Source organism: Phocaeicola coprocola (genome assembly GCF_041333015.1).
In the GTDB taxonomy this organism is placed as follows: domain Bacteria; phylum Bacteroidota; class Bacteroidia; order Bacteroidales; family Bacteroidaceae; genus Phocaeicola; species Phocaeicola coprocola.
The window spans coordinates 35138-51056 of record NZ_JBGKGM010000001.1 but is presented as its reverse complement, the minus strand read 5'-3'; the positions used below and the strand labels follow the sequence as shown (position 1 = coordinate 51056).

The 15919-nt window shown below is 39.5% G+C and carries 8 protein-coding genes; all 8 read left to right on the top strand.

The features are described 5' to 3' along the window. The first annotated feature begins 82 nt into the window (after positions 1-82). The 8 genes from ACDG22_RS00130 (at position 83) to ACDG22_RS00095 (ending at position 15906) form a co-directional block, all read left to right on the top strand. Positions 83-988, top strand: a complete 906-nt coding sequence (locus tag ACDG22_RS00130) for a glycosyltransferase family protein (RefSeq protein ID WP_007570933.1) — start codon at positions 83-85, stop codon at positions 986-988. 180 nt (positions 989-1168) lie between these two features. Continuing rightward, the gene (locus ACDG22_RS00125) at positions 1169-2869 is read left to right on the top strand and encodes a DUF6377 domain-containing protein (RefSeq protein WP_270668916.1); all 1701 of its coding nucleotides are present in this window, start codon (positions 1169-1171) and stop codon (positions 2867-2869) included. Between the two features lie 410 nt (positions 2870-3279). Then, positions 3280-6432 carry a SusC/RagA family TonB-linked outer membrane protein gene (locus ACDG22_RS00120; protein ID WP_022125450.1) on the top strand — a complete coding sequence of 1051 codons (3153 nt, stop codon included), beginning with the start codon at positions 3280-3282 and terminating at the stop codon, positions 6430-6432. An 18-nt stretch (positions 6433-6450) separates the two neighbouring features. After that, positions 6451-7971, top strand: coding sequence for a RagB/SusD family nutrient uptake outer membrane protein (locus tag ACDG22_RS00115; protein WP_270212506.1), 1521 nt, complete (start codon positions 6451-6453; stop codon positions 7969-7971). Between the two features lie 72 nt (positions 7972-8043). Further along, positions 8044-10308 (top strand): beta-glucosidase BglX, encoded by a 2265-nt coding sequence (gene bglX, locus ACDG22_RS00110; RefSeq protein ID WP_270230457.1) that lies wholly within the window; start codon positions 8044-8046, stop codon positions 10306-10308. 17 nt (positions 10309-10325) lie between these two features. After that, entirely contained in the window at positions 10326-11576 is a 1251-nt protein-coding gene (locus ACDG22_RS00105) for a glycoside hydrolase family 5 protein (RefSeq protein ID WP_270212504.1), read from the top strand. Between the two features lie 39 nt (positions 11577-11615). Beyond that, positions 11616-13853, top strand: a complete 2238-nt coding sequence (locus tag ACDG22_RS00100; RefSeq protein WP_270230456.1) for a glycoside hydrolase family 3 C-terminal domain-containing protein — start codon at positions 11616-11618, stop codon at positions 13851-13853. Between the two features lie 550 nt (positions 13854-14403). Beyond that, the gene (locus ACDG22_RS00095) at positions 14404-15906 is read left to right on the top strand and encodes an IPT/TIG domain-containing protein (protein ID WP_270230455.1); all 1503 of its coding nucleotides are present in this window, start codon (positions 14404-14406) and stop codon (positions 15904-15906) included. Positions 15907-15919 lie beyond the last annotated feature (13 nt).

Sequence of the window (15919 nt, the reverse complement as noted above, 5' to 3'; positions counted from 1 at the left end):
TTCATTTTGTTCTGGAACTATTTAGTTGTATTTATATAAATTCTTTACCTTTGTGCTATAACTTAATTTTAAAAGATATATTATGAAACCAACTTTGTTTGTTCTGGCTGCCGGAATGGGAAGTCGTTATGGAGGTTTGAAACAGCTTGACGGTCTGGGTCCCAATGGTGAAACAATTATGGATTATTCCATTTTTGATGCTATCCGTGGCGGATTTGGAAAGATTGTATTCGTAATCAGAAAAGATTTTGAAGAAGATTTCCGTAAGAAAATCATCAGCAAGTACGAAAACCATATTCCAGTAGAAGTAGTATTTCAAAGCATCGACAAGCTTCCTGAAGGATTTACTTGTCCGGCTGAACGTGTAAAACCATGGGGTACAAACCATGCAGTGTTGATGGGTAAGGAAGTGATCCGTGAACCTTTTGCCGTAATCAATGCTGACGACTTCTACGGACGTGACAGTTTTGCTGTAATCGGTAAATTCTTGTCTGAACTTCCTGAAGGAGCTAAGAATACATATTGTATGGTAGGATTCCGTGTTGGAAATACCCTGAGTGAAAGTGGTACAGTAGCTCGCGGTATCTGTTCTACCGACGAAAACAGACATCTGACAACAGTAGTAGAACGTACTGAAATTATGCGTATTAACGGTGTCGTTTCTTATAAAGATGAAAATGGCGAATGGGTAGGCATCGAAGATAATACTCCGGTTTCAATGAATATGTGGGGCTTCACTCCTGACTATTTCAACTACTCTGAAGAATATTTCATCGACTTCCTGAAAGAAAACATCGATAAGCCTAAAGCTGAATACTACATTCCGCTCATGGTCAATAAGCTGATCAACGATGGTACTGCTACTGTAGAAGTTCTTGATACTACTTCTCGCTGGTTTGGAGTAACATATGCAGCCGACCGTCAGGGTGTAGTTGATAAATTGCAGGCTCTTGCCGACTCTGGAGAATATCCTAGCAAGCTGTTCTGATAATTGAACATATACTATACAGGGAAATTTCCTTTATGCGTAAGCTTTGTGTTTGTCATGAAGTAAGCGTGTAAAGGAAATTTTTTTGTTGAAGTTATGCCTGACCGTTAAATATTGCGAAATGGATTTTAATCTTTTTTTCTGAATTTTGGTTAACTTTGCACTAATATAAAAGATATTATGAGGAAGCACATTTTATTTTGGCTGCTAGTTAACTGGATTGGATGGATTTATGCGGAATCGGTGGAAAAAGAGATTCCGCAGCTTCTTGCTACACTCGATTCTATATTAGTACAAACTGGAGAGTTGGCATCGCAGAAAGAGCTTAAAATAGCGCAATTGAAGAAAAAGTTATCGAATGCTGCAAATCTTGAAGAGGAATTCTGGATAAATAAAATGCTATATGACGAATCTTTCGTATTCAATGCTGATTCTGCAATGAAATACGTTGACCGTAATATACAGATTGCTACCGAACTTAAAAAGAAGGACTGGCAGGATGAATGGCTGATAAACCGTTCGTTTATGTTTGCTGCAACAGGATTGTTAAAAGAAGCAGGTGAAGTGCTGGAAAAAGTTGATTCTACCAGTTTGTCTGACGGACTGAAACTCTCGTATTACTATCAGCGTTCTTACCTGTATTCGCATTTAGGGCAATATATGGGCGACCAGAAGCAGGTTAATAATAAGTATTATAATGAGTTCGAGAATGCCAATAAGCACATGCTGGCCTTAGTCCGTCCGAAAGATCCCCTTTATTGGTGGTGTGTAGCGTCATGTAATGAACTCTCTCCTGAAGATAGCTTGTTTTCGGCCTTAGAGAACGTTGTATTGTCTTCTCATCATAATACACGGCTGGATGCAATGAACGCTTATGGCCTTTCGAATATGTATAAGCGGCTAGGAGATAAAGAAAAAACCATGATTTATCTGATTTATTCGGCAATGGCTGATTTGAGAGTCTGCAATCGCGATATTGCTTCGTTGCAGGAACTTTCATCGTTATTGTATGATGCAGGAGATATTGACCGCGCGTATGCTTACATGAATTATTGCTTGAAGGCTGCTTTGCTTTATCCCAACCGGGTGCGTATCATTAATATATCTACAGAATTAGATAAGATATATGCTAATTATCAGCAACGTGATATAAGATGGCGTAATTCATTGCAAAATTATTTGTATGTAGTTACTTTTTTCTCGATAATCCTGGTACTGGCCTTGATTGGTCTTTATCGTCAGACGAAAAAGTTGAGAAAGTCGCGTACAGAACTGGATTCTGCAAATCACTCTCTTAATCAACATGTTGTTGAACTTTCACAGATGCATAAACAGCTGGCCTTAGCCAATCAGGAGCTTCAGAACTTGAATGAACTGCTTAGAAGTGCTAACCAGAAGCTTCAAGAGTCGAATGATGTAAAAGAAGAATATATCGGATATGTGTTCTCTATTTGCTCGAACTATATCAGTAAGTTGGATGAGTATCGGAAAAACATTAACCGTAAACTAAAGACTGGTCAGTTTGAAGAGGCAAGACAATTGACTGATAACTCTTCATTGACTCAAAACGAACTTAAAGACTTTTATGCCAATTTTGATGCTATCTTTTTGCGGGTTTATCCTGATTTTGTAGCGGATTTAAATTCTTTGCTTCGTCCTGAAGAGCAGATTTTATTGAAAGATGCAAGCGAACTGAACACGGAAGTTCGTATTTATGCATTGGTCAGATTGGGTATAAATGATAGTGTCAAGATTGCTGACTTTTTGCATTGTTCTCCTCAAACAGTGTACAATCATAGGTTGCGCATGCGAAATAAAGCAATTATACCTAAAGATAAATTTGCCGAAGCTGTTCGCTTGTTGGGAAGAGGAGGCAAGTAATAGGAAATTCAAAATAGACTTTTTTAGCGGAGAGAACTTCTTGATTTAAGTTTTTCTTCCGGTTGAGAACAGGTCATAGTACACGCTATTTTGTAGTGTGCTATGGCTTGTTTTCTTGTATTGTTCATGTTTTAGAAAAGCTTGTTCTTTCCTGTTGTAATGGGAAGAAGAGGTAAATCTCATTCCCGAAAGCTGCTTTTCAGACTTGTAAAGGCGTATAAGTCACTCTATATGTCAATCGTATAGTTTACCTGTTAGTTTTATATATGCATTGATAATAAGTATGTTATCTTTTTGTAATCTTACTTGCTGACTTTACTTTAGAATAGATTAACGTCCTTTAGTATCTAATTTTGCTTCCAGAATTTTTAATCAAATATTCTATTATGTTAACTAAAAAAATTACTAGTATGAAGAACAATTTTCAACCGGTACAGATTACTCGGTTTGTATTGTCTCTATGTTGTTTATTGTGTTTTTCTGTTCATTTGTTTGCACAACAAATAACAGTAAGTGGAAACGTCAAAGATTCATCGGGCGAGCCGGTAATTGGAGCCAGCGTTTTGGTGAAGGGAACTACCAATGGTGTGATAACCGATTTTGACGGTAATTTTAGTATTGCCAATGTAGAAGATGGTTCTCAAATTGAAGTATCGTACATTGGTTATGTAACGCAAATGAAAAAGGCAACAGGTACACAACCTTTGAATTTTATTTTAAAAGAAGACACCGAAACTTTGGATGAAGTCATTGTAGTAGGTTATGGAATTCAAAAGAAAAGTGTTGTGACAGCATCTATCAGCCGGGTTAGCTCTGACGATTTGAAAAATGTAACTCCTACCCGTGTAGATAATATGTTGAAGGGACAGACTTCAGGAGTAACGGTTACTTCTGCATCCGGACAGCCTGGTGATGCTGCAAAGGTACGTATTCGTGGTATTGGTACCATAAACAATTCTGACCCTCTTTACATCGTTGACGGTATGCCGGTTGATGGTGGTATCGATTATTTGAATCCTTCTGATATAGAATCTATCGAGGTCTTGAAGGATGCAGCTTCTGCTGCTGTGTATGGTGCTCGTGCTGCCAATGGTGTAGTATTGGTTACTACAAAAGGAGGAAGCAAAGGAAAAGCTGTTATTAGCTATGACTTCTCATACGGTTGGCAAAATCCTTGGAGAAAGAGAGATGTTCTTAATGCAGTTGAGTACGAAACGTTGATGAATGAAATGGCTGTTAACTCAGGCAAAGATGCTCCTTATGCCAATCCGGAAGCAGCAGGAGAGGGAACAGACTGGCAAGATGCTTTGTTCAACTCTAATGCACCGATAATGAATCACCAGATAAGTGTCAGTGGAGGTTCTGATAAAGGTTCATACTTTTTGTCAACAGGATATTTCAAGCAAGACGGTATTGTTGGAGGTAATTTCGATCGTTCAAATTACGAACGTTTCACTTTACGTATGAATTCTAATTATACATTGTTCGATCAGACTAAAAACCGTAACTGGCTTTCATCATTTAAAATTGGAACCAATATCGGTTATACTCGTATTAAATCAGTAGGAGTTGATACAAACAATGAAAAAGGTGGTCCGTTGGGTAGTGCGCTGATGATTGCTCCTACACTCCCTGTGTATGCTGAAGATCCTGAAGCTGTATTGAAAGAATATCCTACAGCAATAAAAGATAAAAATGGAAATGTTTATACCATTGTTGGTGATGCGTATAACGAAATAACCAATCCGCTGGCTCAATTGGAGCTGCCGGGAGATGTAAACAACTCTGATAAATTCGTCGCTTCTTTCTGGGGTGAACTTCAACTGTGGGACAATCTTAAGTTTAAAACAACTTATGGTGCTGATTTGGCATTCTGGGGAAATGATGGCTGGATATATCCTTACTATCTGGGAAAGAGCAACAGTCAGACTCAGTCTTCTGCATGGTCGGGCATGAACAGAGGATATACATGGCAGCTGGAAAATGTATTGTCGTATGACAAGACCTTTGGACAGCACTCAGTATCTGTTATATTAGGACAGTCTGCAAAGAAATATCAGGGACGTACCTTGTGGGGAAAGAACTACAATTTGCAATCTCTGGATCCTGATAAAGCCAACATCAACTTCGGACAAGGAACAAAAGCCGATCAGGAAGCTACAGGACAAGCTCAGCCTTTTTCAACACTGGCATCTATGTTTGCTCGTGTCAGCTACAACTATGCTGAACGCTACATGTTCCAGGCAACAATACGTCGGGATGGTTCATCTAACTTTGGCCCGAATAACAAATATGCTGTATTCCCTTCATTATCTTTAGGATGGAATATCACAAATGAAAAATTCATGGAAAAACGTCCTGAATGGCTTACTTCTATGAAATTACGTGCAAGCTGGGGTAAGAATGGTAATGAACGTATTGATGCCTTCCGCTATACAGCCATTATGAACAGTGGTAACAATTATATTTTTGGTGCTAACGGCAATGAAGCTATTGTGGTAGGAGCTAAACCTAATGGATTGCCTAACCCTGATTTGAAATGGGAAGAAACCAGCCAGACTGATTTGGGATTGGATTTCGGATTTTTGGGTAATGCACTTACTTTTACAGTAGACTGGTATAAGAAGAAAACAGATGGTATGCTGATGCAGATGCCGTTGCCTGCTTATGTTGGTGATACTCCTCCGATGGGTAATGTGGGTAAGATGGAAAACTCTGGTATTGAAATGGATTTGTCTTATAGATTCCAGGTTTCTGATTTGAATGTTAAATTCGGAGCCAATGCTTCTTACCTGAAAAATAAACTGATCGAACTGGGTAATGCCGAAGGTTGGGCTAACTATGATGCTATCCAGAATATCGGAACAATTACACGTGCCGAAAACGGAGAACCTTTCCCGTTCTTCTATGGAAAGAAAACTGCTGGTATCTTCCAGAATTGGGATGAAGTCAATTCATATGTAAATTCAAAGGGAGAGAAAATCCAGCCTAATGCACAGCCAGGAGATGTACGTTTTGTTGATGCGAATGGAGATGGAAAGATTGATGACGCAGACCGTGTGAAGATCGGTAAAGGTATGCCAGACTGGACTGTAGGATTCTCTATCGCTTTAGACTGGAGAGGATTCGACCTGAATGCTTTCTTCCAGGGTACTATCGGTAATGATGTCTTTGATGGTTCTCGCCGTATTGACTTGAAGAGCATTAACCTGCCTTCTTATATGTTAGACCGCTGGCACGGAGAAGGTACTTCCAACAAATATCCTCGTTTGAGTGAAAATGATGAAAATGGAAACTGGTTGTCTTCTGATTTGTATATAAAAGACGGTTCATACTTACGTCTGAAGAATATTCAGTTAGGATATACTTTGCCTAAGGCTGTAACAACAAAATTCTTTGTGCAGAATTTGCGTGTATACGTTGGAGCTGAAAACCTGTTTACAATTACAGGCTACGATGGTTTCGATCCGGAAATTTCTTCAGGTGGTACTTCTTTAGGTGTTGATAAAGGAGTTTATCCTCAGGCCAAGACATTTACAGTTGGCGCAAATATTACTTTCTAACTTTTAAACTGAGAAAAAATGAAAAAATATTTTATATGTGGTGCTTTAGCACTAATGAGTTTGGCTTCTTGCAGTGATTCTTTTCTGGAAGTATATCCTACCGTGAATATAAGCGAGGATGAGTATTATAACTCGGAAGAACGTATTTATAGTGCACTGGTTGCTGCTTACGATCCTTTGCAGTGGCCTGACTGGGGACTGGGACAGTATAATCCTTTGAATCTGGTTGCAGATGTTATGTCGGACGATATTTATGCCGGAGGTTCAACAGAGCAAGATAATGAGCACTGGCATCGCATGCATAAGTTTACAGCTACTCCCGAAATCGTTTGCAGTAGTTTATGGAGTGTATTTTATTCAGGAATCAACCGTGCCAATATTGTTATGGCAAAAATGGATGGTATTCCTGGTATATCTCAGGAAAATAAGGAACGTTATTTGGCTGAAGCACATTTTCTGAGAGCTTATTATTATACATGGCTGTGGAAATTGTGGGGAAACATACCTTATTATACCGTGAATCCTTCTACTTCTCCTTATTTGGTAGAGCAGATTTCAGCAGATGAAGTGTATCCGAAAATTATAGAAGATCTGGATTATGCATTGGGAGAAAATCGCTTGCCCGAATCTGTTGATATTACAATGAAAGGAAGAGTTACCAAAGCTGTCGCACAAATGCTGAAAGCAGAAGTTGTGATGTATCAGAACGATGAAAGCCGTTATGCTGAAGTCTTGTCGGATATGCGCTCTATTATATCTTCTCAGTTGTATAGTCTGCATGATGATTTTGCTGGAATGTGGGAAGATGCAGGCGAATGGTGTGAAGAATCCATTTGGGAAATAAACTATCACGATCTGAATGCTCAGCGTAGCTGGGGAAATCCGATCGCTGCCGGTGGTACAGTTCTTCCTACTCTGATCGGAATAAACGAATGTAAAGATGAAAAGTTTGCAGGCGGATGGGGATTTGGTACCGTGAATCCGGACTTGTATAATTCTTACGACGATGATGACCAGCGTAAGGACGGCGGTATTTTGAATTTTGCAAAATATCAAGAAACTCATCCGAATGCTTCGTATACACCGCGCTATGAAGATACTGGTTATTTCTTGTTGAAATATTTACCTCGCCAGGGTGGAAATAGTCAGTGTACGGGTGACAAGGACTTGAATTATAGAAATAACTTACGTGTATACCGTTATGCTGAAACATTATTGAATGCAGCCGAACTGATATTGCGTACTGGAGGCGATACTGCCGGGGCACAAAATTATCTGGATCAGGTAAGAGCCAGAGCTTATCGTACTACTGTAGAAAATTTGGGAGCTCATAAGGTTGTTGCCAATATTGATAATGTTTTGGAAGAAAGACATCTTGAATTGTATGGTGAAGGTAAGCGTTTCTGGGATCTGGTACGTTCAGGAAAAGCTAATGAGGTTTTAGGAAGTCGTGGTTATAAAGATAACAAAAAGTATTTACCTATACCGTCTAGTGAAATCGATAAGTCTGCTGGAACTTTGACACAGAATCCATATTAATCACAATGAGGAAAGGCTTTTCAGTGATTTATATCATTGGAATGCCTTTCCTGAAATGTAAATAATTTGTTTATGAAAAATAAAATATACTTACTGTCGGCTTCTCTTATGGTGGCGACATTTTCTTTTTTTTCTTGTGTTTCATCCGGAGAAAAGGAAACAGGAAAAGATGAGATAGAGAAAAAGGTCGAGAGTCTGTTAGGGAAGATGACACTTCAGGAGAAAATCGGCCAAATGAACCAGCTGAGTCCGTATGGTAGTGAGGAAGAAATGTATGCTTTGGTCAAAGAAGGAAAAGTTGGTTCGTTTCTGAATATTGTAGATGCGGAAGTCGCAAATAAGATACAGAAGACAGCCGTAGAGCAGTCACGGCTGGGTATTCCCGTACTGATGGCACGTGATGTTATTCATGGATATAAAACAATTTTTCCGATTTGTTTAGGACAGGCTGCTTCTTTTAACCCGGATCTGGTTCGTGAGTCTGCCAGAGTTGCCGCTATTGAGGCTTCTGCCGATGGTATACGATGGACGTTTGCTCCGATGATTGATGTATCCCGTGATCCACGTTGGGGAAGAATTGCCGAAAGCTGTGGTGAAGACCCTTATCTTACAGCTGTATTGGGAAAAGCTATGATTGAAGGTTTCCAGGGAGATTCACTGAATGATCCGACTTCTATTGCTGCATGTGCAAAACATTTTGTAGGATATGGAGCTGCGGAAAGTGGAAGAGATTATAATTCAACCTTCTTGCCGGAACGCTTGTTGCGTAACGTATATCTTCCGCCTTTTGAAGCAGCAGCAAAAGCTGGAGCTGCAACTTTTATGACATCTTTTAATGACAATGATGGAGTGCCTTCTACCGGTAATAAGTTTATTTTAAAGAATGTCTTGCGGGAAGAATGGAAGTACGATGGAATGGTTGTTACCGATTGGGCTTCTGCTACCGAAATGATTACTCATGGCTTTTGTAAAGACGCTGCCGATGCTGCAAAAAAATCACTTGATGCAGGAGTCGATATGGATATGGTTAGTGGAGCTTTTTCTGGCAACTTGGAAAATCTGGTGAAAGAGAATAAAATATCCGAAAAACAGATAGATGAGGCGGTTCGTAACATCTTGCGCTTAAAATTCCGATTGGGCTTGTTTGAAAATCCTTATGTTTCTACTCCACAATCAGTAAAATATTCACCAGAACATTTGGCTAAGGCAAAACAGGCTGTAGAACAGTCGGTTATTCTTTTGAAAAATACAAATCAGACATTGCCTTTAAATGCTGACGAAGTACATACTGTAGCTGTCGTTGGTCCTTTGGCTGATGCTCCTCATGATCAGATGGGAACTTGGGTGTTTGATGGAGAAAAAGCACATACGCAGACTCCTTTGGCTGCATTGCGTGCTGTATATGGCGATAAGGTGCGTATTATTTATGAACCGGCACTGGCATATAGCCGCGACAAACAGACAACAGGATTGGCAAAAGCTGTCAATGCAGCTAAGCAAGCTGATGTCGTATTGGCTTTTGTAGGTGAAGAATCCATTTTATCAGGTGAGGCTCATTCTCTGGCCGATTTGAACTTGCAAGGTCTGCAATCGGAACTGATAGAAAAATTGTCACAGACAGGAAAACCTCTTGTTACTGTTGTTATGGCAGGCCGACCACTGACAATAGCTAAAGAAGTAGAAGAATCGGATGCTGTACTTTATGCTTTCCATCCGGGTACAATGGGAGGACCTGCTTTGGCTGATATCTTGTTCGGAAAGGTGAATCCAAGCGGAAAAACACCTGTTACATTTCCTAAGATGGTAGGTCAGCTTCCAATGTATTATGCTCACAATAATACCGGACGACCGGCATTGGAGAAAGAAATGTTGCTTGATGAAATTCCGATGGAAGCAGGACAGACTTCAGTGGGATGCCGTTCTTTCTTCCTTGATGCAGGTTCTACACCATTATTCCCATTTGGATATGGTTTGTCATATACGACATTCAGTTATGGTAATCTGAAGATTGTTTCGAGCAAATTGACGGTCAGTGATACATTGAAAGTTTCTGTTGAATTGAAAAATACCGGACGTTATGAAGGTACAGAGGTTGTACAGTTATATGTGCAAGATAAAGTTGGCTCTGTAACCAGACCGGTGAAAGAGTTGAAGCGCTTCCAGCGTGTCAATTTACAGCCTGGTGAATCTAAGCAGGTTATGTTTGATTTGCCGGTATCAGAATTGGCTTTTTGGAATATAGATATGAAGAAGGTAGTTGAACCGGGCGACTTTAAATTGTGGGTAGCTTCCGATAGTCAGGGAGGCTTGACAACTGAGTTTAATGTCGCAGAATAAATATAGGAGCTTTTTTTATGATAAAACAGATTATAGCACTCACTTTGGCCGGATGTTTATTTTCTTGCCAGCAATCTCAAAAGGAAGTTGGAAATCAACTGGATGAGAATAAATTTGTACATGTTGAAGGTGCCTGTCTGATAGAACCGGATGGAGATACCTTACACATAAAAGGTACTAATTTGGGAAACTGGTTAAATCCTGAAGGATATATGTTTGGTTTCACCAATACCAATTCTGCCAGAATGATTAACCAGATGTTTTGTGAACTGGTAGGACCTGATTTTACGGCCGATTTTTGGAAACAGTTTAAAGACAATTATATAACTCGTCGTGATATAGAGTTTATTGCCGGTTTGGGAGCAAATACAATCCGCCTTCCGTTCCATTATAAGCTATTTACTGATGAAGATTATATGGGACTGACAGCGGAACAAGATGGATTTGCACGTGTTGACAGTGTTGTTAACTGGTGTAGAGATAATAAATTGTATTTGATCTTGGATATGCACGATGCTCCGGGCGGACAGACTGGCGACAATATTGACGATAGTTATGGTTATCCCTGGTTATTCGAAAGCGAACGTAGCCAGCAGTTATTCTGTGATATCTGGAGAAACATTGCTGAAAGGTATAAAAATGAACCTGTAATATTAGGTTATGAACTGATAAATGAGCCGATTGCTCCGTATTTCGATAACATGGAGGAGTTGAATGGTAAATTGGAAGCTTTGCATAAGCGTGCTGTCAAGGCAATACGTGAAGTCGATACCAACCATATCATATTATTGGGAGGTTCTCAATGGAATGGCAACTTTAAGCCGTTTAAGGATGCCAAATATGATGATAAACTGATGTATACCTGTCATCGTTATGGCGGAGCTCCTACGAAAGAAGCAATTCAGGAATTCATAGCTTTTCGTGATAGTGTAAATTTACCTATGTATATGGGAGAGATAGGACATAATACTTCAGAATGGCAGTCATCTTTTTGCAAAGTCATGGAAGAAAATAATATAGGATGGACATTCTGGCCTTATAAGAAAAAGGATGACTCGTGTATAATGGGAATCCAGATGCCTGATAACTGGAATCATATTGTTGCCTTTTCTGAATCTCCCAGAGGCAGCTATGCCGAAATTCGTAAGGCACGTCCTGATCAGCAGATGGTACGGAAAGCGATGAATGATTTCATTCAGAATTGTAAGAAAGAAAATTGCATACCTCAAAAGGAATATATTCACTCGTTAGGTTTTAGTTTTCAATAGTTGAAATAGTTCTTGAAATATCATAAAACATTTAATATCATGAAAAAACAAATATTGTTAGGTGCGTTGGCGTTTGTTCTGTTTGCCTCTGTTTCGGCGCAGTCTGTCGACACACCTGTTTATTTAGATGATACAAAGCCTGTTGAGTTACGTGTTGAAGATGCCTTGTCCAGAATGACACTGGAAGAGAAAATTGCTATGATTCATGCTCAGTCTAAGTTCTGTTCTCCCGGTGTTTCCCGCTTGGGTATTCCTGAGATCTGGTGTACTGACGGACCTCATGGTATTCGTCCGGAGGTTTTGTGGGACGAATGGGATCAGGCCGGATGGACAAACGATTCATGTGTTGCATTTCCGGCATTAACATGTCTGGCTGCGACCTGGAATCCTGACATGGCTTTGTTGTATGGCAAGAGTATCGGTGAAGAGGCTCGCTATCGAAATAAAACTATTTTATTAGGACCGGGCGTAAATATTTATCGTACACCCTTGAATGGACGTAACTTTGAATATATGGGAGAAGATCCTTATCTTAGCAGCAAGATGGTGGTTCCTTATGTACAAGGGGTTCAAAGTAATGGCGTTGCCGCCTGTGTAAAGCATTATGCTCTGAATAATCATGAAGTCAATCGCCATACAACCAATGTGATTGTCGATGACAGAGCTTTGTATGAGGTTTATCTGCCTGCCTTTAAAGCTGCGGTACAAGAAGGTCATGCATGGAGTATCATGGGAGCGTATAATCTTTATAAAGACCAGCATTGCTGCCATAATCAATATCTTCTGAATGATATATTGAAAGGTGAATGGGGATTTGACGGAGTTGTTGTCAGCGACTGGGGTGGTACTCACGATACTGACGAGGCCATTACTAACGGTTTGGACTTAGAGTTCGGAAGTTGGACCAACGGACTGTCGAACGGAGCAAGTAATGCTTATGACAATTATTATCTGGCTAAAGCTTATCTGGATAAAATTAAATCGGGTAAATATACAACCAAAGAGCTGGACGAGAAAGTTCGTCGCATCCTTCGTCTTTCATTCCGTACGACAATGAACCGCAATCGTCCTTTCGGATCTATGGGAAGTCCTGAACATTTTGATGCGGCCCGTACCATTGCAGAAGAAGGTATCGTGTTGCTTCAGAATAAAGGAAATGTGCTTCCGATTGATTTGAATAAAGCTGCAAAAATAGCAGTAATTGGCGAGAATGCATTGAAGATGATGACCGTTGGCGGAGGTAGCTCTTCTTTGAAGGTAAAACATGAAATTTCACCGCTCGATGGCTTGAAAAAGAGAGTTGCCGGCAAGGCAGAAGTTCTTTTTGCAAGAGGATATGTCGGAGATGCCAGTGGCGAATACAACGGAGTTGTTACAGGACAGGATTTGTCAGATAACCGTTCGTCGGAAGAACTGATTGCTGAGGCTGTCAGCCTGGCAAAAGAATGCGATTATGTAATCTTCTTTGGTGGTTTAAATAAAAGTGCAGGTCAGGATTGTGAAGATGCAGACCGTGCACAGCTGGGATTGCCCTACGGACAAGATCAGCTGATAGAAGCTTTGTCAAAAGTGAACAAAAACTTGATTGTCGTAAACATATCGGGTAATGCCGTTGCTATGCCTTGGGTGAAATCTGTGCCGTCTATTGTTCAGGCATGGTTTTTAGGCAGTGAAGCCGGAAGCGCCATAGCATCTGTCCTTTGGGGAGATGTCAATCCTTCAGGTAAACTTCCTTTTACCTTCCCTGTTTGTCTGGAAGATGTTGGAGCTCATAAATTGGGTGAATATCCTGGTGTAAAGAGAGAGAACGAGAATATCTGGGATACGAAATACAATGAAGGTATTTTTGTGGGTTACCGTTGGCTCGATAAGGAAAATATTAAGCCTTTGTTTGCCTTTGGACATGGATTAAGTTATACTCAGTTTGAATACGGCAAGGTTACGCTGGATTCTAAAGAAATGACTCAGAATGGAAAAATTGTGCTGACAGTCCCTGTTACCAATGTAGGCAAGAGAGAAGGAGCAGAAATCGTTCAGCTTTATATTTGTGATAAAAAGAGCTCACTTTCTCGTCCGGAAAAAGAATTAAAAGGTTTCTGTAAAGTCAAACTGGCTGCTGGAGAAACTAAAACAGTTTCTTTTACAATAGACAAATTGTCTTTGAGCTTTTTTGATGACAAGCAGCATAAATGGATTGCAGAACCTGGAAAATTTGAGGCTGTTATAGCTGCTTCTGCGGAAGATATAAAGTCGAAAACCGTATTTGAATTGAAATAAGTTTTTAGTTAATCTTTGCAGATAAATATGTTCTTCCCTCTTTCGGCTTTGTGATACGAAGCTGGAAGGGGGAAGTTTTTTAAGGGAAGGGTTTGGTCTGCTCAAAATAGAAGTTTATTTTCTTTGTAACAGGATTAAAGCTAGAAGAGATGACTTTTAAAATTAGGTGCTAAAAAATACGCAGTAAATTTTCAGCGATAAAAAGTTGTATATTGATTCGTGATATAGTTGTAGTATAGGGTATAACGGGTGGGCTGGAGGTAGAATTAAGTGTTGTTACGCAGAATTTTTATTTATTAAAAAAGATATTTTTTGAATTGAATCCGTTTCTGTTATTCATAGAAGCGGATTTTCTTTTTATGTACTTGTTTCTTGTTTATAATGATGAATATTAGTGATTTATAAAATGTGAAATACTATTCTGGATAGTTTCTTTCTTTTTTTGAATAGATATTTTTCCTTGTATTATATACCTCAAATTACTTTTGCGTTGATTGATTTTTACAATCTTAAATTTAATTTATGATTTAAACTTTTTATTTAATGTTTTATGAAAAACTTGATGCATGTAAAACATGGTGGTATCTATTGGATACTGAGTTTTATTCTGGGGCTATCGGCATGTAAAGATAGCATATCAGAAGAAGGGAATATCCCTTATGATCCAAGTCTTCCTGTTGCGATTACAGGTTTTACTCCAGATTCGGGAGCGGTAAAGACACAGATGGTTATTGAAGGTGAGAACTTTGGAACGGATACATCCTTGGTTAAGGTTTTCATTGGCGGCAAAAAGGCTGTATTGATAAGTGCGAAAAGTAACTTTATCTACTGTATGGTTCCTGCAAAAAGTTATGAAGGAACTGTATCCGTTACGGTTGGTGATCAAACAGCTACAGCTTCTGAGAAATTTCACTATAATAGAGAAATGATGGTCAGTACGCTGTATGGAAAAGTGCGTGATGATGGTAAATATGATGTGGTAGATGGAGCTTTTGATGAATCATTTATAAATTATTATGGTGTACAAGAACCTACATGGTTCTCGTTTAATCCGAATGATTCAACAGAACTTTATATGTCGCAGGATAACGGAAAACCAATTCGTATTTTTGATTTAGACGAGAAGGTTGTTCGTACAGGTTTGACGACCGGTGAAGCTGGTACTCGTCGTATGAGAACCCTTTCGTGGACTGCGGATGGTGATACATTGATAGTAGCCAGTGATGATGGCGGCGGAGGCGATAATGACAAGGATCGTAAGAGTGCGATTTATGTTACAAAAAATGGAAACGGAGAATTTAGAAATGCTGGGGTGTTAGCTGCCGGAAGACAGTGTAACGGAGTAGCAATTCATCCGGTTAACCATGAAATGTATTATAATAATTTCTCGAAAGGTGTACTTTATCGTTTCGACTATCATAAATGGGGAGTAGGACCTGAAAACTGTATGGCACATCGCGAATATATTACTACTATTCAAGATAATGAATGGGAATTTAATATTGTGATTCATCCTAGTGGGGACTATGCTTATCTTGTTGTAATCAATCGTCATTATATCATGCGTATGAATTATGACAAAGCGAAAAAAACATTCGGTGTTCCTTACCTTATAGCTGGTGGAGTAGGTCAGAGTGCATGGGTAGATGGTGTAGGAGCTAACGCTCGTTTGAACTCTCCTTATCAAGGTGTCTTTGTTAAAAATCCGGAGTATGTAAAAGCTAATAAGAGTGACGTATATGATTTCTATTTTACAGATTCAGGTAACCATTGTGTTCGTGTGTTAACTCCGGAAGGTGTTGTTACAACGTATGCAGGTCGTGGTAGTGCAAACCTTAATAATGAAGCTAGGGGATATGTAGATGGAACACTACGTGGTGAGGCCCGTTTCAATAATCCTCGTGGATTGGCATACGATGAGCAAAATAATGTGTTTTATGTGGGGGATATGGATAATCATATTATCCGTAAAATTGCTATGGAGGATGAAGATAGTGCACATGAGTCGGATGAAGAGGAGATTAGTGCAGAGAATACAGTAAGTAATAAATGAAAAACACGGATAA